Below are 22,218 nucleotides of genomic sequence, written 5' to 3'. Positions count from 1 at the left end.
GTTTTTTTTATCCGGGAAAAGGAATAGTAAAAAGAGGAGCATCACAATCTTAGACAAATTTACATACATAATAGTAGGCTCATACTAGAGGAGGTGTGGAGATGCCCCAAAATGTGGATGATTATGTGAAGCAGGGAATGTATGGGCAGAAGCAGACAAAACCGGATGAACGAAGAAAATTCCTCGGAACGATCAGGGAGCGGATTGTGATTGCACTCACCCAGCCCCAAGTCAGAAGGGAAGGGACGCACCGTGAGGTTGAAGCTGCGCTGAAGGAGAACCCGTCTGCCCATCTATACTTAAACGGGAACATGAATTACTCTTATCTGTCCAAGTATATTAAACTCGCGTCAAAATTCGGAGTCGAATATACCATTGTTACAAACAAAGAGCACAATACGGAAATCGGTCTTGTCCTTGCTTATGATCATGCGATAGATAAGGAAGAGATTTATATCAGCAGTGACAAGGCTGGAAAGGAAGCTCCTGAGAAAAAGGCAAAAAAGGGAGTGGCTGGTTTTTTGAAGAAATTTTTCAAAGGTAATTAAAGAATGCTGAGGCCGATGGTCCTCAGCATTTTATGTTAAAATTAAGAAGTATTTTCCAAAACTATTTCTTCAGTCAATTGACATCCCCCATATAAACAGGCAGCCCTGTTTCACCATCTGCATGCCTGATGATCAGCTCCCTGATGGGGGCAGGAAATAAAGGGCAGTCTGCCAATTCTTTTAGGGGAAGCCATTCAATTCCAACCTGATTTTTATCCGGGATGCTTCCTGATGCCGGAGAGCCTCCGTCCTGGATGCAGCAGGCAAAAAAGAATTCTACTTGATGCTGTCCTGCGTGAGGTTCATAACCATGATTGCTGCCGATATAATCACGTACAAACAGCAGGCTGCCGATCTCGACAGGTACGCCGATTTCTTCCAGGCATTCGCGCTGCAGATTGGCATGCAGATTTTCACCGTTTTCCTGGCCGCCCCCCGGAAGGACATAGAAATCCTCCCCGCTGTCATGCATCTTGATGGCAAGCAGGCAGCCATTCTGTATAATGATTGCTTTTGAAGCTGTTCTGATCATTTTTATATCCTCCTTGGGAATACATCCTTGAGTCTTTCATGGAATGGAGACATTCATACTCTATTTTTGGTTAAGAAAGTAATAGTTTAGGAGCCTCTGTTTATTGGAGTGGAAGGCACGTAGACTCCTGTGGGAAAGCAGCGGCAATGCTGAGACCCCGCAGCGCGCAGCGTGAGGAGGCTCAGCGTCGCCCCGCGGAAAGCGAAGTGCCTGGAACGGAAATGAACAGACCCCATATGAATGCTATCCCTTTTGTTTTATTTTTAAGCGAGGTGTCATGGATGAATATTGCCGAATTGCGCCCCAAAAAACGTTCAGACTTAAGAATTAGAGCCGGCACGTGGTTTTACACCTGGAAAAGATATGGCCGCTGGCTGGCTGCAGCCCGTACATACAGCAGCAAAAAAGAAGCAGCCGCTCTGCCATATCCGGTATTCAGGCACCAGACCCCCCTTCTCAGAAAGCTGAAGGACGTAGACATGGCCTATCAATATAATAAAATCAAAAACCTGAAAATTGCGGTTGAGCGTCTGAACTCGATCGTCATTTATCCCGGGGAAACATTCAGCTACTGGAAGCTTATAGGCAGGCCGACTGCCAGAAAAGGATACCAGCCCGGCATGATTCTTCATTGCGGCAGCTTTAAGATGGGAACGGGGGGAGGTCTCTGCCAGCTTTCCAATCTGATTTATTGGATGACACTGCATACTCCGCTGACAGTGACAGAAAGGCACCGCCACAGCTATGATGTATTCCCGGACTCAAACCGCACCCAGCCGTTTGGGAGCGGCGCTACATGTGCCTATAATTATCTGGACCTGCAAATTACCAATCATACTGAAGAGCCTTATCAGCTGATCCTGTATCTGACGGATGAGTATTTATGCGGCGAGTGGCGGACATTTTCAGAGCCTTTATACACGTATATGGTGTATGAACGGAGCCATGCCATCACGCCTGCATACTGGGGCGGATATGTCCGCCATAATGAAATCTTCCGCAGGTCCTATAACCGGCAGGGAAAGCTTTATGAAGACGAATATGTAACAGAGAACCATGCCATTATGATGTACGAGCCTCTTCTGGAAGGAACAGCCCGCCCGGATTAACAGAGCGGGCTTCCTTATTGTGCAGGAAATTTAAAAATTGTAAGTCTTGTGGAATATTATCAATCCTTGATCCACGTCCAGCAGCTGCGCCAAGTTCACAAGCTAAACATCCCAAAAAGGCAAAGAACGCCTTTCCGGGATGTTCGTCTTAAGGCCCCCAGGAAGCTGGCCATGCAGACGTTGCCACAGGATGCGGCGTTCCTAGTCTGCGTTCCTTAAGGGTGATCAAGGCGCTTGCGCTTTTGTTCTTCAGAGAGGCTGAAGCTGCGAAGAAGGCTCAAGTCCGGGGCCTTCAATAATAACGGCGGTCATGCCAAGAGCAGAGCCGGATTCATGTTCTTCCCCATCTTCCCAGAAAACAGCCGTTCCAGGACCTACAGCTATTCGCTCTCCATCGGCAATCCTTACCCAGCCCTCCCCCGAAACAATCAGGAAAAGCTGCGGGCAGGCCGCAGGATGCATGCCAAGGACGCTGTCCTCCTTCAGATGCATGCAGCCTACCGTAACCGTGATTTCTCTGGATAATAGAGTATAATAGCTGTTCAGGCTGCCAAATTTTGAAACCTCTTTGCCGGCTGAATCAAATCGAAATAGCTTCATCTAAAACCTCTCCTTGAATGGATTCACCTTCTATTATAACTAAAAAAAATGAATAGATGGAATTGTAAAAAAACGGGTGTGACTTATTGGATTCAGCCCGTATAATAGTTTTATCAGGCAGCAAATGCCAGCATACAAGGAGGAGTTCAATATGACAATCAAGGTGCTTGTTTCCTAGTCTGGGACGGGGAGCTTGTCACGAGATCTCCGTTTCAGACTTTCTTAGTTTTTATTAAGAAGGAGAAGCGGAGGAAGGGCAATGGAGGCAAAAAAAGTATATTATAGGCTGACGGGAATTCGGGCATTTTTATTTCAAGTCATTTTTACCGTAAATGCGATTTATTTTGTTGTGGAGGCTGGGCTTAATCCGCTCCAGCTTGTCCTGATCGGGACGATTATGGAATTGTCCATTGTGCTGTTTGAAGTGCCGACAGGAGTCATAGCTGATCATGTCAGCAGAAAGAAATCCGTTATCATAGGAACGATCCTGCTCGGACTGGCCCATCTTCTGGAGGGGGCAGTGCCTGCATTTTGGGGAATCGCATCAGCTTATGCTGTCTGGGGCCTGGGATACACATTTCTCAGCGGTGCGGAAGAAGCATGGATTGCCGACGAAGTGGAAGGAAAAGGTCTTGATAAGGTTTTTCTAAAAGGATCGCAGATTGCCTCTATTGGCAAAATTGCCGGTATCATAGCAAGCATGATTATATCCATGCTCTTTTCAGTTCAGGCAGCGATTCTGATTGCGGGCGGTTCTTTCATTATATTGGCTGTCTGGCTCTGGTTTCGGATGCCTGAAGAACGATTTGAAAAGCTGGAGCGTGAAGAATCATCCCAGCTCCGGCAGCTTGCCGGAGCCATACACAAAGGATACAGGACAGTGAAGGGCCATCCGGTTCTTGCCGGCATGGCTGGCATTGCCCTTATGTGGGGGCTCGCAAGCGAAGGTTTCGACAGGCTGTGGGCTGCCCATTTTCTGGAGGATATTCAGCTTGCCGGGAGCTCTGCAGTTCTCTGGTTCGGATTGATCAATGGGATTGCATTGCTTCTGAATATCGGGGTGGTCGAGTGGATCAGCAGGAGGCTGAATGGGGAAGGGGAGCAGACATATGTCCGCCTGCTGCTCCTCGTGAACGGAGCTCTCGCGGCCAGCACACTGATTTTTGCGCTTAGCGGGGAGCTTTGGCTTGCCCTTGCCTCTTATTGGGCCAGTTTTACACTGAGAGGCCTTAACAGCCCGCTTTACAGCATCTGGCTTAATCAAATGCTTGAGCCAAAGGGAAGGGCCACCATGCTTTCACTGTTTGGACAGCTTGATGCAATCGGACAGATTGCAGGGGGGCCGTTTGTTGGCTGGATCGCGTTTTCGATTTCCATCCAGGCCGGATTATTTGCAACAGGTCTGCTTACTGTACCGGTCCTGATTTTTCTTTGCATCGCCGGCCGCTATGCGAGCAGCCGCGGAGTGTCCAAGTCATCCGGACAGGAAGGTGCAGGATGAAACCGGATGAATGCAATATTTAGAACAAGGGTAAAGGCGTCTGGGATATCCAGGCGCCTTAGCTTTTCACTGCGGCCGCCATATATTCCACTACTTTCGGCAATTGCTTTAAAGCGCTGGAGTCTGATATGATTCTATCTATACTTATAGCATTTTTAAAATATTTGGAGGTGACAGAGATGTCTAGAATATCAGAAGATCAGGTCAGGCATGTAGCCCACCTGGCACGTTTGGAGATTTCGGATGAGGAAGCAGCGCGGATGCAAAAAGAGCTGGAAAAAATGCTTTCTTTTGCAGAGCAGCTTAGTGAACTTGATACAGAGAAGGTTGAGCCAACTTCCCATGTACTGGATATCAAGAATGTATTCCGGGAAGATATCGCGAAAAAAGGGCTGCCGCAGGAGGAAGTGCTGAAAAACGCGCCGGACCACCAGGATGGGCAAATTAAGGTGCCATCCATACTGGAATAGGGGGAAGACAAATGAGTTTGTTTGATCATAAAGTTTCAGAGCTCCATGAACTTTTACATAAAAAAGAAATTTCCGTATCTGATCTGGTTGAGCAGTCTTTTAATCGGATTGGGGAAGTAGACAGCCAGGTGGGGGCATTCCTGACCTTGAATGAGGAAGAAGCACGGCGGCAGGCAAAGCGCTTAGACGAAAAGCTGGGCACGGAAGAATCGAAGGGCCTCCTTTTTGGCATGCCGATCGGCATTAAAGATAATATTGTCACGAAGGGACTGAGAACCACCAGTGCCAGCAAGATCCTCGAAGATTTCGACCCGATCTATAATGCGACTGTTATGGATCATTTACATAATGCCGAAACCATCACGATTGGAAAACTGAATATGGATGAATTCGCGATGGGTTCCTCAAACGAGAATTCAGGATTCGGAAATGTCCGCAATCCATGGAATCTTGAGAAAGTGCCAGGCGGCTCTTCAGGCGGCTCGGCTGCAGCGGTCGCAGCAGGGGAAGTGCCTTTTGCCCTTGGGTCAGATACAGGGGGATCCATCAGACAGCCTGCTTCCTATTGCGGAGTGGTTGGATTAAAGCCTACCTATGGGCGTGTTTCCCGGTTCGGTCTTGTTGCGTTTGCCTCATCCCTTGATCAGATCGGCCCAATAACCAGGAATGTTGAAGATAATGCTTACCTTCTTCAGGCGATTTCCGGTCTGGACCCGAATGACTCTACCTCAGCAGATGTTCCTGTCGATCATTACGCCGGCGCCCTGACCGGAGATGTGAAGGGTCTGCGAATCGCTGTGCCAAAAGAGTACCTTGCTGAAGGTGTGGATGAAGAAGTCCGCCAGTCTGTCCTCGATGCGCTTAAGGTGCTGGAGAATCTGGGAGCTGTATGGGAAGAAGTATCCCTCCCGCATTCCAAGTATGCTCTGGCTGCCTATTATCTGCTTTCATCATCAGAAGCGTCCGCCAACCTTGCCCGCTTTGACGGTGTCAGGTACGGCTACCGCTCTCCGGATGCTGAAACTTTGATGGAGCTTTACAAAAAGTCGCGCGCCCAGGGCTTCGGCGATGAGGTGAAAAGAAGGATCATGCTCGGAACCTTCGCCTTAAGCTCAGGCTATTATGACGCTTATTATAAAAAAGCACAAAAGGTCCGCACTTTGATTAAAAAGGATTTTGAAGAGGTATTTCAATCTTATGATGTCATCATCGGGCCTACAGCGCCGACTCCGGCATTCAATATCGGGGAGAATATAGACGATCCGCTGACTATGTATGCCAATGATATATTAACTATCCCTGTTAACCTGGCAGGTGCGCCTGCCATTTCGGTTCCGTGCGGATATTCGAATGGCATGCCGCTCGGACTGCAGATCATCGGCAAGTATTTTGACGAGAGCACGATCTACAGAACAGCCCATGCCTTTGAGCAGGCAACTGACTTCCATAAGCAAAAGCCGGGACTGTAAGGGGGAAACAGACATGAACTATGAAACGGTTATTGGACTTGAGGTCCATGTTGAATTAAAAACAGATTCGAAAATCTTCTCCGCGAGCCCGAACCATTTCGGGGCGGAACCCAATACAAACACAAGCGTTGTGGAACTCGGCTATCCCGGCGTGCTGCCGGTGCTTAACCGGAAAGTGGTCGATTACGGGATGAAAGCGAGCATGGCGCTGAACTGCCAAATTGCTGATGTAACGAAATTTGACCGCAAAAACTATTTTTATCCGGATAATCCAAAGGCCTATCAGATCTCACAGTTTGATAAGCCGATTGGTGAGCATGGCTGGATTGAAATAGAAGTGGACGGATATAAGAAAAAAATCGGAATCACCCGGATCCATCTGGAAGAGGATGCCGGCAAGCTGAATCATGAAAAAGGCTATTCCCTCTGCGATTACAACCGCCAGGGAACCCCGCTGATTGAAATCGTGTCAGAGCCTGATATCAGGACAGCCAATGAAGCCTATGCTTATCTCGAAAAACTGAAAAGCATTATTCAATATACGGGTGTTTCTGATTGTAAAATGGAAGAAGGATCGCTCAGATGTGATGCGAATATTTCCATCAGGCCAGTTGGCCAGGAGGAATTCGGCACCAAGACCGAGCTGAAAAATCTGAACTCTTTCAACTTTGTCAGAAAAGGGATTGAGTATGAAGCAAAGCGCCAGGAGGAGGTGCTTCTTGCCGGAGGTACGATCCAGCAGGAAACCCGCCGCTATGACGAGTCTACTAATACGACCCTGCTTATGCGTGTAAAAGAGGGTTCTGATGATTACCGCTATTTCCCTGAACCTGATCTGACGGATATTTACATTGACCAGGAGTGGAAGGACCGGATCCGTGCCGGGATTCCGGAGCTGCCGGACGCGAGGCAAAAGCGTTATGTAGAAGAGCTTGGCCTCCCTGCTTATGATGCTGCAGTCCTGACGGTAACAAAGGAGACAGCTGACTTCTTCGAGGCAGCGGTCGAAGCAGGAGCGGACGCCAAGCAGGCATCAAATTGGCTGATGGGTGAAGTGTCTGCCTACTTGAATGCGGAGCAGAAAGAGCTGGCTGATGTAAAGCTGACACCGGAGAACCTGGCCGGGATGATCAAGCTGATTGAAAACGGGACAATCTCCAGCAAAATCGCTAAAAAGGTCTTCAAGGAGCTCATCGAAAATGGCGGGACCGCGGAAGCCATCGTCAAGGAGAAGGGCCTCGTCCAGATTTCTGACGAAGGAGCGCTCCTTCAATATGTGACAGATGCACTTGATGCAAATCCGCAATCGATCGATGACTTTAAGGCAGGCAAACAAAAAGCAACCGGGTTCCTGGTCGGGCAGATCATGAAAGCCTCCAAGGGACAGGCTAATCCCCAAATGATCAACAAGCTGCTGATGCAGGAAATAACAAAACGATAGAGAATAAGCCGCTGGGGAAATCCAGCGGTTTCTATTTATTATGGGGAAATTTGCTGGTCTGTTTAGACAAACTTCCTCTTTATTTCCCAGGAAAGGATGAAATGCGGCAAAGTCCGGCAAAAAAAGGATTGTACTGTATTCGCAGAGAATAAATAAGAGATGCAATAGCCAATTAATCAATATTGATAGGAAAGGAAGTGCTTGTATGGAATTGAAAGACTGGTTTGCGAAGGGACTGACCTTCTCTGAATATGTGGAAGGTATGAGTGTTAATAAGCAGGAGATGGAAAGCATAGAAAATAAGTTTTCTCTTACAGAAGAGGAAAAGGCCAAGCTGGGGAATGTGAAGGGAAAAGGATTAAAAGTGATTGTCCTGACAGAGGACTGGTGCGGGGATGCGATGCTTAATATTCCGATCCTTATGCATATAGCAAGAGAGACGGATATGGAGACAAGGTTCATTCTGCGGGATGAAAATCTTGAGCTGATGGATCAGTATTTAACCAATGGAACGGCACGTTCAATTCCTATTTTTATCTTCATCGATGGAGACGGACAGGAAAAGGCTGTATGGGGCCCGCGGGCAGAGACCGTTCAGGCCTTTGTCGACAATGAACGGGCGCAGCTTCCATCAGCCGACAGTGAAGACTTCAAAGAAAAGCAAGGCATCATGTTTAAAAAGATGAAAGCGGCATACCAGGAAGATGAACAGGTCTGGCATGATGTGGCAGCAAGCATTATAGCTAAACTTCAATAAAGGCAGCAAAGAATAGCCGCCCATATTAAAAGTATAGCAGGCAGCCCGGCTGGCTTCTCAATTACAAATAAAGCTTCCGCATCTCAGCGGCAGCTTTATTTGTATTCTGTTCAAGAGAACAAAAAAGAAAATCCAAGGGAAGCAGCGAGCATAAGCAGGGAGGATGCGAGCAGGGGATTGACTCTGATGTGGAACATTTCTCTGGCTTCCCTGTGCCCTGTATCCCGGTGGTTCATGAATGAACTGGCGATGACTCTGTTGGTCCAAGCATCGCCTGTGCTGGAAAAAAACAAGACGAAAGCAAACCACAGAGCGGAAAATAAGAATGAGAAATCAATCAGGCCATAGCCGGAAAAGAAGAAATGCCAGATGGAGAAAAGCAGCAGGGCCTGGATGGTCAAGGAAGCAGCAAGGATGATGGCAAAACGTTTCATGAATTCATCTCCTTTCCATTATTAGAGGAAGCGGCGTATGGAAGGATGTGTGTTTCAAAGTTGGCCGGCTTGCCCCCATGCTTCTTTTTTTACGATTAAAGAAAGAAAAAGTTCCAAAAAAAGTAAAAATTAAGAGATGGTATGAAAGAAAGAGAGAGGGATATAACTTTGTTTCAGTATAGAGCGGGCTATTTGCTTGATTACACCGGGCTCCCGCAGCCCGTTATCGTCCATGCTGAGAATTTCCTGAGCTGTCATCCATTTATATTCTGTCATCCCATTTTCTAATTTAATAGTGCCGCCGGCAAATTCAGCAAGAAATTGAAAAAGGAGAATAGGGTGGCCTGTCCTGCTGGTAAACTGGAAGATTCCTGCCGATTCCGCAATTTTAATATCCAGCCCTGTTTCTTCTTTTGTTTCCCGCCGGGCGGCCGCAATTATATCTTCCCCGGGCTCCACATGGCCGGAGGGGAAATTCCAGGTGGGACCAGCCGCATTTTTATGTTCCTTAATCATGAGCAGCCGGCCATCCATCAGGACGGCAGTGCTTGCAATCAAGATAGAATTCATTGAGTACCTCCTGTATACTTTTTGGTTCATTATAACATGAGAAATGCCCCCTTCATTCAGGGGGCATGGTGTTAAATGATAGCTTCCTCTTCTTTTTCAAAGTGTTTATCCATCCAGTCTTTCCCTTCCAGCTGTTTAGTTACAAGCATGCTGGAAACGGTATCTCCGGTGACATTGACGGCAGTGGCTGGCGGATCGACCACTACGCCGATTGCTGAAATGATCGGAAGCGCCTCGATTGGCAGGCCGTAAAGTGTGATGATCATCATCTCGCCAATAAAGCCTCCTCCTGGCACACCGCTCATGACTGTCCCTGCAAGCAGCGAGATGCCAATTGCTGTTAAAAAGGTATCCAGGCCAGTGAAATCCATATTGAAAATGCCGAATACAAAAGAAATCTTCAATATGGCCGCCAGGCAGGAGCCATCCATATGAATGGTTGCGCCGAGCGGAAGAACGGTTTCCCTAATATCTTTAGGCACGCCGATTCGTTTGGCGGCCTGCAGGTTAACAGGCAATGAGCCAACGCTGCTTCCAGTGGCAAGAGCGGTGGCAGCAGGGGAAAAGATATTTTTCCAAAAGCGGGCCACTCCTCTCCGTCCCCCGGCAATAAAGGCATAAAGCGTAAAGCCGATCAGGAAATAAAGAATGGCAGCAGGGTAATAGACGATTACGGCACGGGCATAATCTCCGAGAAGTTCAGGACCGAATACGCCTATCAGTGACGCAAAGTAAGCGCCAAGTCCAATGGGTGCATAATACATGACAAGATTGATCAGCCTCATAAAGACTTCTGAACCGCTGACCAGAAACTTTGTGAAAGGGCGTCCTTTTTCACCAGAAAGGCCTGAAGCCACCCCAACCAGGACTGAAAAGACTATTAAAGCGAGCATATTCTTGCGGGAGAAGATTTCAATAAAGTCAGGCACAGTAAAGGTTTTGACCAACTGATCGGGCAGGCTCAGCTCTTCTGTATTTTCCGGCTGTGTCAGAGGGATGTCAGTCCCCTGGGCCGGCGGGAAGGCTGTTACCGCAACCAGCATTACAATAGAGGCAATAATGCCTGTAGCAATGAATACAACCATCATGCTGCCCATGATTTTTCCGAGCCGCTTCATGCTGTTCATATTGGCGATAGCCGATGAGATTGTGAAAAAGACGAGCGGTACTACTAACATAAATAAGAGATTTAAGAATAAGTCCCCAAGCGGCTTGATTACTTCCGCTTTTTCTCCGAAAACGAACCCGATAATGCTTCCAATGATAATTGAAGCAAACAGGATAATGGGAAAGCGGTATGCTTTTAATTTTTCCTTCATTTAGGTAACTCCTTTTGCAAAAAAAATTGAGATGATGCCCATAGGATATGGGTGAACCTCTACCATTCTACCCGAAATGGAATGGATATGACAGATTGGGAAATGAACAGGTATTTTTTTCATTCAAAGGATCTGCCATTCAGAAGGCGGACCGGGCTTGTTTATACAACAAAAAAAAGAGAGCCATCACAGCTCTCAAGCCTGCTTCGGCCCTTTTTTCGCAGGTATCCTGTCATTCTTTAAGTTTTTGTCATTGATCTTTGGCTCTTTATTTTGGCGGAAGTTTGAGATATTTGAACGGTGCAGGATGATCAGAAAGATTGTAAAAAAGAAAAATATAAGTTCATGGGTCCAACCGGGCTGAAATAAAGAAAAAATGAAAAGGGCAATTCCGACAGAGATTGAACCGAAAAATACATATTTTGTTGCATAAATGACTCCGACAAACGCTGCATAGGCCGCCAGAAACATCCAGGCATTGGCAACCAGCAGCACCCCTGCGGTTGTTGCAATGGCTTTGCCCCCGCGGAAGCCAGCGAAAATAGGGAAGCAGTGGCCCGCAACCGCAATCAGTCCGGTGTAGAGCGGATCCAGGTCAGTATGAAGAAGGAGAGGCAGACCTGCGGCAAGTGCCCCCTTGCCTGCATCAATGAGAAGAACGGCAATCCCGGCCCGCTTTCCAAGGACCCGGACGGTGTTGGTTGCCCCGGGATTATTGCTGCCATGCTCGCGTATGTCGATTTGGAACAGCCACCTGCCAATCAGAAGGGCGGTTGGAATCGAGCCGATCAAATAGGCGGCTGCAAGAATAGCAAAATTCATAAATCCTCCTTTCTGCCAGCCTTACAGCAGAAATAAAGTGAGAGAAATTGTAATTGCTTTCATTCTACCATATAATGAGCATACCCCGATTTAAATTCCTAATATTTTGAAAAAGGATGTGGCGGAATGGGTATTGTTGATTTTGGAAACAGGGCAAGTGAATATGCACGTTCCCGGAACGATGTTCCAAATAGTCTGTTTGATAGCCTTCATCTAAGAAATATTAATTTTACCGGCAAAAAAGTGGTTGATCTGGGCTGCGGGACAGGAGCGCTGACTAGGAGGCTGATTTTCCGCAAAGCAGACGCTGTCGGAATCGATCCCTCAGAAAAGCTTCTACAGGAAGCCGCCGGGATCAGCCGGGACAAGTATCTTGAAATCCCTTATAAAAAAGGAACTGCAGAAAATACAGGCCTTGACGGGGCTGAGTATGATATGGCGACGGTGCTCCGTGCCTGGCACTGGTTTGACAGGGAAGAAGCCCTCAGGGAAATCACCAGGATTCTTAAGCCGAAGGGTCACCTGATTGTGGCAGATACAGGATTCAAGACAGACCAAAGGCTTGTGGAAATCACTTTTGATTTTTTGAAGAAAGAAGGAGCAGAGCTTAAACCTGCCGGAAGCAAGGCAGAGTCAAGCCAAAGAATCAATGGATTTCCTGTAGAGTGGTTCCGTGAGTGGGAAGAGGCAGGGTTCGGGCTGAAGGATTTGTATGCGCTTCCATATGATGTCCATTTCACCAATGAAGAATGGCTGGACAGAGTTGCTTCTTTATCCTATTTGGCGGACCTCTCAAAAGAGGAAGGAGATGGATTGCTGCAGCGCCTGAAAGAAGAGCTGGAGGCACACTATGGGGCCAGTGCCTCACATGAGATTGCGCATTTCTGCACTATAGCTATTCTTCAGGAGGGAATCCGGTAAAGTGACTGATGGAGGACATTCAGTACAGAGCGCTTTTTCAAACCGAAATGTGCATATGCCATTCTTTTCGCTTATAATAGATTCATATAGTGTTTGAGAGGAGAATGACCATGGCAGGGAACAGCAAAAAGTCTGAATGGATTTCATGGGCCAAATCGATTGCCCTCGCGCTCGTCATTGCGTTTATTTGCCGCCAGTTTATATTTGCGCCGGTGACTGTCCAGGGCGATTCCATGATGCCGACCTTCCAGAATCAGAATAAAGTGATCGTGACCAAGCTCAGCAAGATTGAGCGTTTGGATGTCGTTGTATTTCATTCGCCTGATTCCGAGGATGATTATATAAAAAGGGTGATCGGTCTGCCAGGGGATGAAATTTCTGTGAAGGACGACCAGCTTTTTGTGAATGGGAAAAAAGTGGATGAACCATATCTGGCTGAAAACCGCAAGGAAGCGGCAGAGTTCGGCATTGAGCATCTGACAGAAAATTTTGGACCGCTTGTCGTGCCGGAGCATCAATATTTTGTGATGGGCGATAACCGTTTGAACAGCAATGACAGCAGAAGCTTTGGATTCATTTCTGATGAGTCTGTCGTTGGGGAAGCCAAGTTCCGCTACTTCCCGCTCAATCGGATAGGAAATCCTGAGAAACCATAAAAGAAGGAGCCCGGCTGCTAATTACCGGGCTCTTTTCCTGTCACTCGCTTTTTTGATCCTTTAAAGCTCCTTGAACGTGATAAGGATTGAGATCAATGTCCGTATCATGCCCCAATGCCAGCTTTGCAAGCTGCTGTCCAAGAAACGGCCCCATCGTCAGGCCGGAGGCGCCAAGACCGTTGGCAGTGAGCAGGCCTCCCCACCCAGGGACAGCTCCGATGACCGGAAGGAAGCCGGGAGTAAAGGGGCGGAAACCGACCCTGGCTTCTATCAGACTGGCATCCGCCAGGCCGGGAGCTGTAGAGAGGGCTTTTGCAAGGACCTCCTGCATGCCTCCGGCTGTGATTCTCGCATCAAAACCGGATACATCATTTTCATGAGTTGCCCCTGCAACAATCCGTCCGCCGGTAAAGGCAAGCAGATACTGGTCACCGGGGGGCATAAGGACAGGCCAGCTGTCAGTTGCTTCATCCGGAAGCTTTAGGTGGGCAATCTGGGCCTTCTGATAGCTGACATCCATTTCAATGCCGAGCGGCTTGAATATTTCCGCTGCCCATGCGCCGGCACAGACGATGACAGCATCTGCCTCCCATTGTTCTTCACCGGCAAGGATGCCTGTCACCCGGTTTCCTTCATAGATCAGTGAAGCATCCTTCTCGAGAAAGACTGCCCCTTCCTTTTCTGCCGCACGGATCAGGGAATCCCTCAGTGCCCGTCCGTCTACCCGGGCGGCTCCGCTGACCTGCACTGCTGCAAACTCTTTATCAGCCGGAGGGAAAGCCTCAGCTGTCTGTTCCCGGGTAAGAAGAGTGACTTCCCCGATTTCCGGTGCTTCTTCCCTCCGCTTCAATGTCCGCTCTTCCGCTTTTTCAAGCTTATCGGTTTCCTTGTGCAGGATAAGGGCACCAACCCTGCTGTAGCCTGTATCCGGCTCGCCGCGTTCCTCAAGCTCCTTCACGAGCTCCGGATAATAGCGTGCCCCCGCTTTAGCAAGCCGGTACCAATCTTTATTGCGCCTCTGCGATACCCATGGGCAGACAATGCCGGCAGCAGCGGCAGTAGCCTGTCCTTTTTCATTCCGGTCCGCCAAGATCACCCGGTTCCCCGATTTTGCCAGGTGGTAGGCAGCTGAGGCGCCCAATATCCCTGCACCTATCACAATATATTTTTTCATAGCCTGCATCCTTTATAATGGAATTTAGTTATAGTATACCGTCCTGTCGGCTTAATTGTAAAAAGTGCATAGAGCATCTTTGTGGAATCTGGCAGAATATGTATTTTTGTGTGATATAATAAAAGCATCCTTACAAGAAAGCAGTGACAATAGATGAAAAAACTCCTCATGATCGGCCTTGCCGCAAGCCTTCTTGCAGGCTGCCAGAATATGCAGAGCGGAAAACTGGATACAGATAATCTGAAAAAAGTGGAGATGGCCGACGTGGATAAAGAACAGGCCAAAAAAATTCCTGTTACATATGAAGCGCAGACTGTTGAAGAGGGACTCGATGCGCTCCCGTTTGAAATGAAGCTGCCGAAAAAGCTGCCGTTTGATGGGGAGGGGTTTCAGCCGCCGGCTATTATGGATATGAACCATACCGGAAAACAAATCAAGGCGGAATTCAAGGCCATTCCAAAAAGCAAAAAAGAGGATTACTTGCTGATGGTTTCTGCTGATTACCCGGTCGAATCCTCCGAGCAGCCCAATTCCGAACCAGTGGAGCTTGAAGGAGGGGCAGAGGGCATGTATCAGGGAAACACCTTGTCCTTTCTGCGGGATAAGGTTCAGTACACCATTATGTACAATAACAAAGCCATTCCGGAAGATCAGCACAAAAAAGAGCTGACTGAAATGGCCAATGAGATGCTGAAGTAGTTCGCTTAGCAGGCTCCTGATATGGTATGCTAATGTTCATGTGCAAGCCTTGCTGCGGACCGTGTGTTGGCAGGAAGAACGCTTCACAGTTACATGGGAGCTGATTATTGATGACCAAAGCAAAAAAAGGAAAAAGCGGCACTGGCAGCGGAACTGGAAAGAAAGGGTGGAACCGCTGGCAGGCGGGTGCCAAAAAAGCAAAAAGCGCCAAGCCATATAAAAGCAAAGGCACAAAAAATCAAGGGAAATCCGGGGATTCCGGCGGGAATGACTAAGGATGGGGATAAGAGCCAGGAAGTTCCTCTGGCTCTATTTTATTTGTTCATAAAGACCACTGCAGTTATTTGTAATCCTGCTGATCCTCTCTTCCGTCATTTCCTTCATCAACGCCCGTTGCCCGGTTGAATGCCTGGGAGATGATATTGAGCCCCTGATCCATCGCGTCCATCGACTTCATTTTTTCCCCGACCTTTTTGTCCTTCTTTTGTTCTTCCATAAAAAGCACCTCCTGTGTTTATAGGATTCGATGCTATCCATGGATTATGCGCCTATTCCAGGAAGAAGCTGTTCACAGGCACCTCCGACAGGGCAATATGGGTGACTGTTCCTGCATAAGGTGTAATTTCATTGATGAATCCTTCAATATCCTCAAGCTTTTTCAGTCTCAGCTTGACGAGATAGCAGGCCTGGCCGGCTATACGGGAGCAGAATTCCGCGTTGGGGACCTCAGCTATTTTTTCCCTAAACTTCTGATAATCTCCTTGCCGCAAGGTGACTTCTACAAAACATTCAATCCCATATCCGAGTTTTTTATAGTCAATGGAAATGGTGTATCCTTTGATGATTTCCTCACTTTCCAGGCGTCTGACGCGTTCTGTGACTGAAGGGGCTGAAAGGTTTACTTTCTTTGCCAGCTCCCTCATTGATTGCCGGCCGTTTCTCTCCAGCTCCTGCAAAATACGCTTGTCTGTCTCATCGATTATCATTTGTAAGCCTCCTTGGTAGAAACATATTTCATTTGAAACGAGTATCGGTAAAAACTGGTTTCATATTTAATTCATTATTATTTTAATTCCTTCTATTATAAAAGCAGAAGGAGGAGTTGCAAATGCCAAGAATCAAATTGAATGAAAAACAGGGGGAGACCAATTTTCAAAAAGCGCTGGCTTATGTGCCAGAAGTGGCCGCCCTGTATGATGCCCTGTATGAGCAGCTGTGGAATGAGGAAGGAATCAGCCTGGACGTAAAAGAGAAGGTGCGTTTATATCTGGCTAATAAAAATGGATGTGCGACTTGCATGAGCCTCTCGTATACCGGCGGAATGGAACAGAATGAAGCCATCGCTTATGCTGTGGAGCACAATAATTTCTCGGATTTCTCTCATTGGGACCGGAAGCTGTTTGATTTTCTGGAAACCTACAGATCCAATCCGCGGCTCTTAAAAGACTCGGATTTGGAGTGGCTGAAAAATTCCTATGACGAAAAGGAAATCATGAAGCTGCTGGCACTCATCAATCTTTTTGACGGCTATCATAAAATGATTGTCAGCCTTGATTTATACGATTTTTGTTCTTTAGGGAAGGAGGGTGCCTGATGGCTGTTCTGCTGTTGGTTGATATCCAGAAGGCCTTCGAGGATCTTTCCTGGGGTGAGCGGAATAATCCTGGTGCGGAAAAAGAAGCTGCAAGGCTTTTGAAGCATTGGAGAAACTGCAATCTGCCGGTGATTCACGTCCAGCATACCTCTCAAAGCAGGGAGTCTTTATTTTTCAAAGGAAGCATCGGCCATCAATTCAAGGAAGAGGTGAAGCCTGCAGCTGGGGAAAGCATTATCCAGAAAAGCGTCAACAGTGCGTTTATCGGCACGCCCCTTGAAGATTTGCTTAAAAATCTAAGAAGCAAAGAGCTTGTCATTGCCGGGCTTACCACACCCCATTGCGTTTCAACCACTGTCCGGATGGCAGCTAATCTCGGCTTTTCGGTCTGGCTGCCGGAGGATGCCTGTGCATCCTTTGAACGGAAAGGCCATGACGGCACCATCTTCTCTCCCGGTCATATTCATCAAACAGAGCTTGCCATCCTCCATGGGGAGTTTGCGGAAGTGTGTACTACTGAAAAAGTATTAAAGGAATTCCCGGCCTGAAGAGCCGGGATTTTTTGATTCCAGTGGGATCCGGAATGGGGGATGATAGAATGAAAAGGACTTTTAATTTTTTTTTTTTAAAACCTGTAGGGGTCTTTTATCCCGGTTTCGTCTATTACGTTGGAAGCTGCCAGAAAGGGGGAGAGAGAGATTAGCGACCAAGTTCTTATCCAGCAAGCGAAGAGCGGCAAGGAGCATGCCTTCCGGCTCCTGGTTGAAAAATACAGCAATGATTTGTTCCGGACAATCTTTGCAGTATTAAGGGACCGGAAGGAAGCGGAAGATGCCGCTCAGGAAGTGTTTATAAAAATCTATTCCTCTCTCCCCCAATATGAGGACCAGGGCTTTAAAACCTGGATCACCAGAATTGCAGTCAATCATGCTATTGATGTAAAAAGAAAGAGGGACCGGCGCAGGGAGGATTCCCTTGAGTATGCCGGATATGAGCTTCACGGCACCCAAAAAGAGGCTGTAGAGGCCGAAGTTATGAATAAGGAAAGGCGGAAGCGGGTGAGGGAAAAGCTTCACCAGCTGCCTGATAATTATCGAGATGTAATCTATGACTTTTATATAGCTGAAAAAAGCTATCAGCAAATAGCGGAAGAACAGAATGTCCAGGTGAAGACTGTGGAGACAAAGCTCTACAGAGCGCGCTTATGGATGAGGAAGCACTGGAAGGAGGATGATTTCTCATGAAGCACTTTACGTATGAAGAGTGGAAGCGGTATGCGAATAATGAACTGGCAGAGGCGGAAAGGGAAGTTTATGAAGATCATCTGTACAGCTGTGATGAGTGCCTCGACGTCTATCTGGAGGCAGTTGCGGTAACAGAGCTGCCGCAAATGGAAAGCGGCTCAGGCTTCACTGATCTGGTGATGGCGCAAATCTCAGCAGAAGCATTAGAGCCTGCCCAGCCTCCGGTTTATGAAGAAAAGAAGCGCAGGCCATTCTACCAGTCGCCGCTGTTCCACTACTCCCTTGCAGCGGCAATGACCATCCTGCTCATGACGACCGGTGTTTTCCAGTCAATCACCCAGTATGCTGGAGCTGTTCAGGATCCGGATTTCCAGGAAAAGAAAACATCTGTGACAGAAGGGCTAGTGGATAAAACCTTTGCCTGGATGGATACGATCGAGAAGAAGAATAAGGAGGCAAATAAATAATGAAGAAAAATCCGATTATCGCTTTTCTTTTAGCTTTTTTCCCTGGGGGAGGCCTGCTTTATCTGGGAAAGACCCTTAGAGGTTTATTTTATACAGCAGCTGTGTTCGGGCTGATGATCTTAACAGTGGCTTTGATCAGCATGTATGTTTACGGGGACGGGGCAATCATATTTGCACTGTTCGGCCTGCTGATCTATTTCGTCAACTTTATTGATACGGCCATCACTGCATCAAAGCTCTACCAGCAGGGCGGCACAGCCTTTACGGATGGCAGCGGGGCTGCCGGATCAGCTAAGCCGGCAGCAAGCCAGGAGTCGGAGCGCTTTTTTACCATCATCCTGTCCTTTGTGCCTGGGCTTGGACACTTTCAGCTGGGCCTGATGAACCGGGGTTTAACGCTCCTCACCGCTTTTCTTGGTCTTGGTGTGATGGTGCTGTTTGTGTCGGTGCTGACCCATCGAAGTGAGTTCCTTGTATTCTGGGCGATCCTGCCGGTTATTTGGGTATACGGCTTCTTTGATAGCATCCAGCAGCTGAACCGTAAGCATCGGGGAGAAGAGCTGGTGGACCGTACAATCATGGAGGATTTCGAGTCGAAGCGGGATGAAGGCAAGAAAAGCAAATCTATTGCCACATTCCTGTCCATTTTTCCGGGAGCAGGCCATCTGTATCTCGGACTGCAGCGGCGGGGCATTCAGCTGATGGCTGCCTTCCTGTTCTCCATTTATATCCTGGATGTGCTTAGGCTGGGGATCTTCCTGTTCCTGATTCCGATCATTTGGTTCTACAGTTTCTTCGACGGACTCCAGAAATCATCCCGATATGGAAATGAGCCTTTGGAGGATACGCCGATCATTTCGTATTTCATCAATCATCAGAAATGGGTGGGGATCGGCCTGGTCCTTGTAGGGCTGTACTATCTGACAACAAGCATCGTTCTTCCCGCCATTTCTCCAATGCTGTATAACATGATTGATATAGACATCCGCTATTGGTTTGACCGCTACTTCCAGACAGGCATTGTATGCATCCTGCTGATCGGCGGCGGGCTGCGCCTCCTTCTTGGCAGCAAATCTGTAAAAGAAAAGGCGGTTGATTAATTTGGGCATGGATGAGAAAAATGAAGGGCGGAATGAAGGAATGAGGACATGGCGTGTTGGTACATTTTCCATGGGGGCGGCACTGCTTTTCCTTGGGGTTTTCCTGCTGCTTTCGCGTATGCTTGATATGGATTTCGGCTATGCCATGATGTCATGGTGGCCGATCATCCTCGTAATCCTGGGAGCGGAAATCCTGCTTTTCCTGCTTTTTTCCAAACAGGAAAAGCCTTATTTGAAATATGATTTTCTCAGCATTCTCTTTGTCGGCATTCTCGGCACGGCCGGCATCGGATTTGCGGCAGTCAGCTCAACGGGCATTCTGGATAAATTGGATGATGTTGTGAGCAGGGAAGAACGGACTATGGATCTGCCTGAGTTCACCGAAAAGCTGGATGGAAGCATTAAGAGGGTTATTGTCCAGACCGGAAATTCCCCGATTACTATTGAAGGTGCTTCCGGGAAAGACGTTTCCATGTTTGGCACCTACAGGGCGATGACTGGCAAAAACGAAAAACTGGTTTCAAAGCCCTCAGATTATGTCAGTTCCCACCGGAACGGCGACTCGCTCTATATCACGGTCAAAGAGCTCCCGAATGAAACAGCGGGGCCGTTTGAACGATACGCCTCCACGGATGCCACGCTCCTTATTCCTAAAGGTGTAAAGCTTGAAGTGACAGGAAGCGGCAACACGGTGACCATGAAGCCGAGGGAGCTGATGAGCGACTGGAGTGTTGAACAGGTATCCCATGTCTCCCTTTATATCCAGGAAGAAAGCAGCCTGAAGGTAAATGCCTTTGATATAAAGGATCTTCAGGGCAGCGAGGGAGACTGGAAGGTGACAAAAGAAGAAAAGCCCTCTGCTGAAGAGGGATATGCAGATTCCGGCAGCGGCGGAAAGGATGCGACCTACCAGTCTGGCAGCGGAGAGCACCGGATCAGCATTTCCGGCAGCTATAGTGTGAGTTTGAATACAGCTGCAGAATAAGATGCAAGGCCGATTGGGCCCTGCATCTTTTTGTTATCCTTATACTTCTTGTGCGGAACTGCTTTTGATTGTTTCTTCTTTTTTAGCCTTTGCCCTCATGTACATGCCGATATTCAGGATAACAAGGATGCTCGAAACCATTAAAGAGCGGTCTGTCAGCCCGTCGCGGAAAATATAGCTGGACGCAGCCGCCAGAATAATGAGTGCTGCGAGTAATAAATGGTGCATGATCTTATTTCCTCCCATAATGTCTTTTTCCCAAGTATACAGGCCGGAAATTTCAGCGCTGTGAACAGAACCTTACGGGAACCTTAACAAGGCAGGAATTAACAGCAGGGTGAAAATTGGGTATACTGAAAAGACTCATACTCTTACATAACGTTGGTGAAATATGAAGACATTTATTGAAAAAGTCCTGGAGCGGTTATCTTCCGCGCAGCTGATTGTTCTGTTCTACTTATTTGCTGTTATTCTTTCGGCTGTACTGCTGGAGCTGCCGATCACCCTGAAGGAAGGCGTTGAACTGTCCTTTATAGATGCTTTTTTTACTTCAGTCAGCGCCATCAGCGTCACGGGCCTCTCCACTGTGAATGTCAGCGAGATCCTCAGTGTGCCAGGCACTTTTATCTTTGCTTTTATCCTGCAGTTCGGCGGAATCGGGATTATGACGCTTGGCACTTTTTTCTGGCTGCTTGTTGGAAAGAAAATCGGGTTAAGAAAAAGGAAGCTGATCATGACCGATCAGAATCAGTACAATCTTGCTGGACTGGTCATGCTTATCAGGCGTATTCTTGTTATCTTTATAACCATTGAATTAATTGGCGCCATCATTCTTGGCTTTCATTTCCTGAGGTATTTTCCTACCTGGCAGGAGGCGTTCCTTCAGGGATTCTTTGCCTCTGTCAGTGCAACGACCAATGCGGGTTTCGATATTACAGGGCAGTCCCTGATCCCGTTTGCTGATGATTATTTTGTGCAGCTCATTAACATCATCCTGCTGATCGTCGGGGCCATCGGCTTTCCTGTATTGATTGAGATACGAGAATTTATACGGCATCGCGGTACGATTCCGTATAAGTTCACCCTTTTTACCAAAGTTACGACCGTGACCTTCTTTCTGCTGGTTGTACTGGGTACTGCGTTTATCTGCCTTTTTGAATATAATCATTTCTTTGCTGATAAATCGTGGCATGAATCCTTCTTCTACGCGCTGTTCCAATCTGTATCAACCCGGAATGGGGGGCTCGCAACCATGAATATCAGCGATTTTTCAGAGCCAACCTTGTTCTTTATCTCTATCCTGATGTTTATCGGCGCCTCTCCCAGCAGTGTCGGCGGAGGAATCAGGACAACTACCTTCGCCATCATGGTGCTGAGCATCTACACATATGCCAAGGGCAATACGCATATCAAAGTGTTTAAAAAGGAAATCATGCAGGAGGATGTAATCAAATCTTACATTGTGTTCGCAACCGCTATCCTGATTTGCAGCCTGGCAGTCATCCTGCTCACCTTCACTGATCCGAAGTTCACCTTTCTGCAGATTGCCTTTGAGGTGGCTTCTGCATTCGGGACAACCGGCCTTTCCATGGGAATTACAGCGGATCTGACGGATGCAGGGAAAATCATCATCATCCTGCTGATGTTCATCGGGCGGATCGGCATTCTGTCCTTCCTGTTCCTGATCAGGGGAACCCCGAACAAGGAAAGATATCATTATCCGAAGGAAAAAATCATCATTGGATAACATACAGCAGCCTGCTTCGAAAGCGGGCTGCCTTTTTTTGTTCATGAATGGGATATCTT

General features: G+C 47.7%; 28 protein-coding genes. 18 read left to right on the top strand and 10 right to left on the bottom strand.

Features of this window, described 5'->3' with window-relative positions; all coding sequences use genetic code 11:
- Positions 1-101 precede the first annotated feature (101 nt).
- Complete coding sequence (locus tag Q9R36_RS11450) at positions 102-548, top strand: YueI family protein (protein WP_009792542.1); 447 nt, start codon at positions 102-104, stop codon at positions 546-548.
- Positions 549-621: 73 nt separating this feature from the next.
- Here the strand turns inward: Q9R36_RS11450 and Q9R36_RS11445 are convergent, their stop codons facing one another.
- Positions 622-1,080: an NUDIX domain-containing protein gene (locus Q9R36_RS11445; protein WP_009792541.1), complete on the bottom strand. Its 459-nt coding sequence runs from the start codon at positions 1,078-1,080 to the stop codon at positions 622-624.
- 281 nt (positions 1,081-1,361) lie between these two features.
- Here Q9R36_RS11445 and Q9R36_RS11440 point away from each other — a divergent pair, with 281 nt between their 5' ends.
- A complete protein-coding gene (locus Q9R36_RS11440) occupies positions 1,362-2,189 on the top strand; it encodes a VanW family protein (protein ID WP_148950678.1) in 828 nt (275 codons plus the stop codon).
- A 249-nt stretch (positions 2,190-2,438) separates the two neighbouring features.
- On the opposite strand, the gene Q9R36_RS11435 is transcribed toward Q9R36_RS11440, so the two are convergent.
- A complete protein-coding gene (locus Q9R36_RS11435; protein WP_094769550.1) occupies positions 2,439-2,789 on the bottom strand; it encodes a cupin domain-containing protein in 351 nt (116 codons plus the stop codon).
- Between the two features lie 259 nt (positions 2,790-3,048).
- Here Q9R36_RS11435 and Q9R36_RS11430 point away from each other — a divergent pair, with 259 nt between their 5' ends.
- The 5 genes from Q9R36_RS11430 (at position 3,049) to Q9R36_RS11410 (ending at position 8,427) form a co-directional block, all read left to right on the top strand.
- A complete protein-coding gene (locus tag Q9R36_RS11430; RefSeq protein WP_101552114.1) occupies positions 3,049-4,290 on the top strand; it encodes an MFS transporter in 1,242 nt (413 codons plus the stop codon).
- 179 nt (positions 4,291-4,469) lie between these two features.
- Positions 4,470-4,760: an Asp-tRNA(Asn)/Glu-tRNA(Gln) amidotransferase subunit GatC gene (gatC, locus tag Q9R36_RS11425; protein ID WP_094769552.1), complete on the top strand. Its 291-nt coding sequence runs from the start codon at positions 4,470-4,472 to the stop codon at positions 4,758-4,760.
- Positions 4,761-4,771: 11 nt separating this feature from the next.
- Entirely contained in the window at positions 4,772-6,229 is a 1,458-nt protein-coding gene (gene gatA, locus Q9R36_RS11420; RefSeq protein WP_101552112.1) for an Asp-tRNA(Asn)/Glu-tRNA(Gln) amidotransferase subunit GatA, read from the top strand.
- A 13-nt stretch (positions 6,230-6,242) separates the two neighbouring features.
- A complete protein-coding gene (gene gatB, locus Q9R36_RS11415; RefSeq protein ID WP_129613837.1) occupies positions 6,243-7,670 on the top strand; it encodes an Asp-tRNA(Asn)/Glu-tRNA(Gln) amidotransferase subunit GatB in 1,428 nt (475 codons plus the stop codon).
- Positions 7,671-7,875: 205 nt separating this feature from the next.
- Positions 7,876-8,427, top strand: coding sequence for a thioredoxin family protein (locus tag Q9R36_RS11410; RefSeq protein WP_129613838.1), 552 nt, complete (start codon positions 7,876-7,878; stop codon positions 8,425-8,427).
- 110 nt (positions 8,428-8,537) lie between these two features.
- On the opposite strand, the gene Q9R36_RS11405 is transcribed toward Q9R36_RS11410, so the two are convergent.
- From Q9R36_RS11405 to plsY, 4 genes are all read right to left on the bottom strand, one after another.
- Complete coding sequence (locus tag Q9R36_RS11405; RefSeq protein ID WP_311225127.1) at positions 8,538-8,861, bottom strand: hypothetical protein; 324 nt, start codon at positions 8,859-8,861, stop codon at positions 8,538-8,540.
- Between the two features lie 129 nt (positions 8,862-8,990).
- Positions 8,991-9,431, bottom strand: coding sequence for an NUDIX hydrolase (locus Q9R36_RS11400; RefSeq protein WP_165352688.1), 441 nt, complete (start codon positions 9,429-9,431; stop codon positions 8,991-8,993).
- Between the two features lie 71 nt (positions 9,432-9,502).
- Positions 9,503-10,750 (bottom strand): dicarboxylate/amino acid:cation symporter, encoded by a 1,248-nt coding sequence (locus tag Q9R36_RS11395; protein ID WP_009792530.1) that lies wholly within the window; start codon positions 10,748-10,750, stop codon positions 9,503-9,505.
- 195 nt (positions 10,751-10,945) lie between these two features.
- On the bottom strand, positions 10,946-11,572 hold the full coding sequence (plsY, locus tag Q9R36_RS11390; RefSeq protein WP_022543262.1) for a glycerol-3-phosphate 1-O-acyltransferase PlsY: 627 nt from the start codon (positions 11,570-11,572) through the stop codon (positions 10,946-10,948).
- Positions 11,573-11,698: 126 nt separating this feature from the next.
- Between plsY and Q9R36_RS11385 the strand changes: the two genes are divergently transcribed.
- Positions 11,699-12,493, top strand: a complete 795-nt coding sequence (locus Q9R36_RS11385; RefSeq protein ID WP_009792528.1) for a class I SAM-dependent methyltransferase — start codon at positions 11,699-11,701, stop codon at positions 12,491-12,493.
- 104 nt (positions 12,494-12,597) lie between these two features.
- Positions 12,598-13,149, top strand: coding sequence for a signal peptidase I (lepB, locus tag Q9R36_RS11380; RefSeq protein ID WP_009792527.1), 552 nt, complete (start codon positions 12,598-12,600; stop codon positions 13,147-13,149).
- 40 nt (positions 13,150-13,189) lie between these two features.
- On the opposite strand, the gene Q9R36_RS11375 is transcribed toward lepB, so the two are convergent.
- Positions 13,190-14,323, bottom strand: a complete 1,134-nt coding sequence (locus tag Q9R36_RS11375; RefSeq protein ID WP_311225126.1) for an NAD(P)/FAD-dependent oxidoreductase — start codon at positions 14,321-14,323, stop codon at positions 13,190-13,192.
- Between the two features lie 153 nt (positions 14,324-14,476).
- Between Q9R36_RS11375 and Q9R36_RS11370 the strand changes: the two genes are divergently transcribed.
- Together Q9R36_RS11370 and Q9R36_RS11365 are read left to right on the top strand one after the other, a co-directional pair.
- Complete coding sequence (locus Q9R36_RS11370; RefSeq protein WP_311225125.1) at positions 14,477-15,022, top strand: putative periplasmic lipoprotein; 546 nt, start codon at positions 14,477-14,479, stop codon at positions 15,020-15,022.
- Between the two features lie 110 nt (positions 15,023-15,132).
- Positions 15,133-15,297: a DUF3934 family protein gene (locus Q9R36_RS11365; protein WP_009792524.1), complete on the top strand. Its 165-nt coding sequence runs from the start codon at positions 15,133-15,135 to the stop codon at positions 15,295-15,297.
- A 65-nt stretch (positions 15,298-15,362) separates the two neighbouring features.
- On the opposite strand, the gene Q9R36_RS11360 is transcribed toward Q9R36_RS11365, so the two are convergent.
- Together Q9R36_RS11360 and Q9R36_RS11355 are read right to left on the bottom strand one after the other, a co-directional pair.
- A complete protein-coding gene (locus tag Q9R36_RS11360; RefSeq protein WP_009792523.1) occupies positions 15,363-15,518 on the bottom strand; it encodes a hypothetical protein in 156 nt (51 codons plus the stop codon).
- A gap of 52 nt (positions 15,519-15,570) precedes the next feature.
- Positions 15,571-16,008 (bottom strand): Lrp/AsnC family transcriptional regulator, encoded by a 438-nt coding sequence (locus tag Q9R36_RS11355; protein ID WP_009792522.1) that lies wholly within the window; start codon positions 16,006-16,008, stop codon positions 15,571-15,573.
- A gap of 122 nt (positions 16,009-16,130) precedes the next feature.
- On the opposite strand from Q9R36_RS11355, the gene Q9R36_RS11350 reads away from it, so the two are divergent.
- The 6 genes from Q9R36_RS11350 to Q9R36_RS11325 all read left to right on the top strand — a co-directional run bounded on the left by Q9R36_RS11350 (position 16,131) and on the right by Q9R36_RS11325 (position 20,412).
- The gene (locus Q9R36_RS11350) at positions 16,131-16,616 is read left to right on the top strand and encodes a carboxymuconolactone decarboxylase family protein (RefSeq protein ID WP_009792521.1); all 486 of its coding nucleotides are present in this window, start codon (positions 16,131-16,133) and stop codon (positions 16,614-16,616) included.
- On the top strand, positions 16,616-17,164 hold the full coding sequence (locus Q9R36_RS11345; RefSeq protein WP_094769560.1) for a cysteine hydrolase family protein: 549 nt from the start codon (positions 16,616-16,618) through the stop codon (positions 17,162-17,164). Before Q9R36_RS11350 ends, Q9R36_RS11345 begins: the two co-directional genes overlap by 1 nt.
- A gap of 120 nt (positions 17,165-17,284) precedes the next feature.
- Entirely contained in the window at positions 17,285-17,860 is a 576-nt protein-coding gene (locus Q9R36_RS11340; RefSeq protein WP_009792519.1) for an RNA polymerase sigma factor, read from the top strand.
- Positions 17,857-18,327, top strand: a complete 471-nt coding sequence (locus Q9R36_RS11335) for a hypothetical protein (protein ID WP_009792518.1) — start codon at positions 17,857-17,859, stop codon at positions 18,325-18,327. Before Q9R36_RS11340 ends, Q9R36_RS11335 begins: the two co-directional genes overlap by 4 nt.
- On the top strand, positions 18,327-19,427 hold the full coding sequence (locus tag Q9R36_RS11330) for a hypothetical protein (RefSeq protein WP_009792517.1): 1,101 nt from the start codon (positions 18,327-18,329) through the stop codon (positions 19,425-19,427). Before Q9R36_RS11335 ends, Q9R36_RS11330 begins: the two co-directional genes overlap by 1 nt.
- Positions 19,428-19,467: 40 nt before the next feature.
- Complete coding sequence (locus Q9R36_RS11325) at positions 19,468-20,412, top strand: LiaI-LiaF-like domain-containing protein (protein ID WP_101552163.1); 945 nt, start codon at positions 19,468-19,470, stop codon at positions 20,410-20,412.
- Positions 20,413-20,451: 39 nt separating this feature from the next.
- On the opposite strand, the gene Q9R36_RS11320 is transcribed toward Q9R36_RS11325, so the two are convergent.
- On the bottom strand, positions 20,452-20,640 hold the full coding sequence (locus tag Q9R36_RS11320; RefSeq protein WP_156916983.1) for a hypothetical protein: 189 nt from the start codon (positions 20,638-20,640) through the stop codon (positions 20,452-20,454).
- A 163-nt stretch (positions 20,641-20,803) separates the two neighbouring features.
- Here Q9R36_RS11320 and Q9R36_RS11315 point away from each other — a divergent pair, with 163 nt between their 5' ends.
- On the top strand, positions 20,804-22,159 hold the full coding sequence (locus Q9R36_RS11315; protein ID WP_094769563.1) for a TrkH family potassium uptake protein: 1,356 nt from the start codon (positions 20,804-20,806) through the stop codon (positions 22,157-22,159).
- Positions 22,160-22,218 lie beyond the last annotated feature (59 nt).

This window comes from Bacillus sp. AG4(2022) (genome assembly GCF_031844465.1).
GTDB lineage: Bacteria > Bacillota > Bacilli > Bacillales > Cytobacillaceae > Bacillus_AB > Bacillus_AB infantis.
The sequence above is the reverse complement of the archived record's forward strand: the minus strand, read 5'-3'. Positions and strand labels throughout refer to the sequence as shown.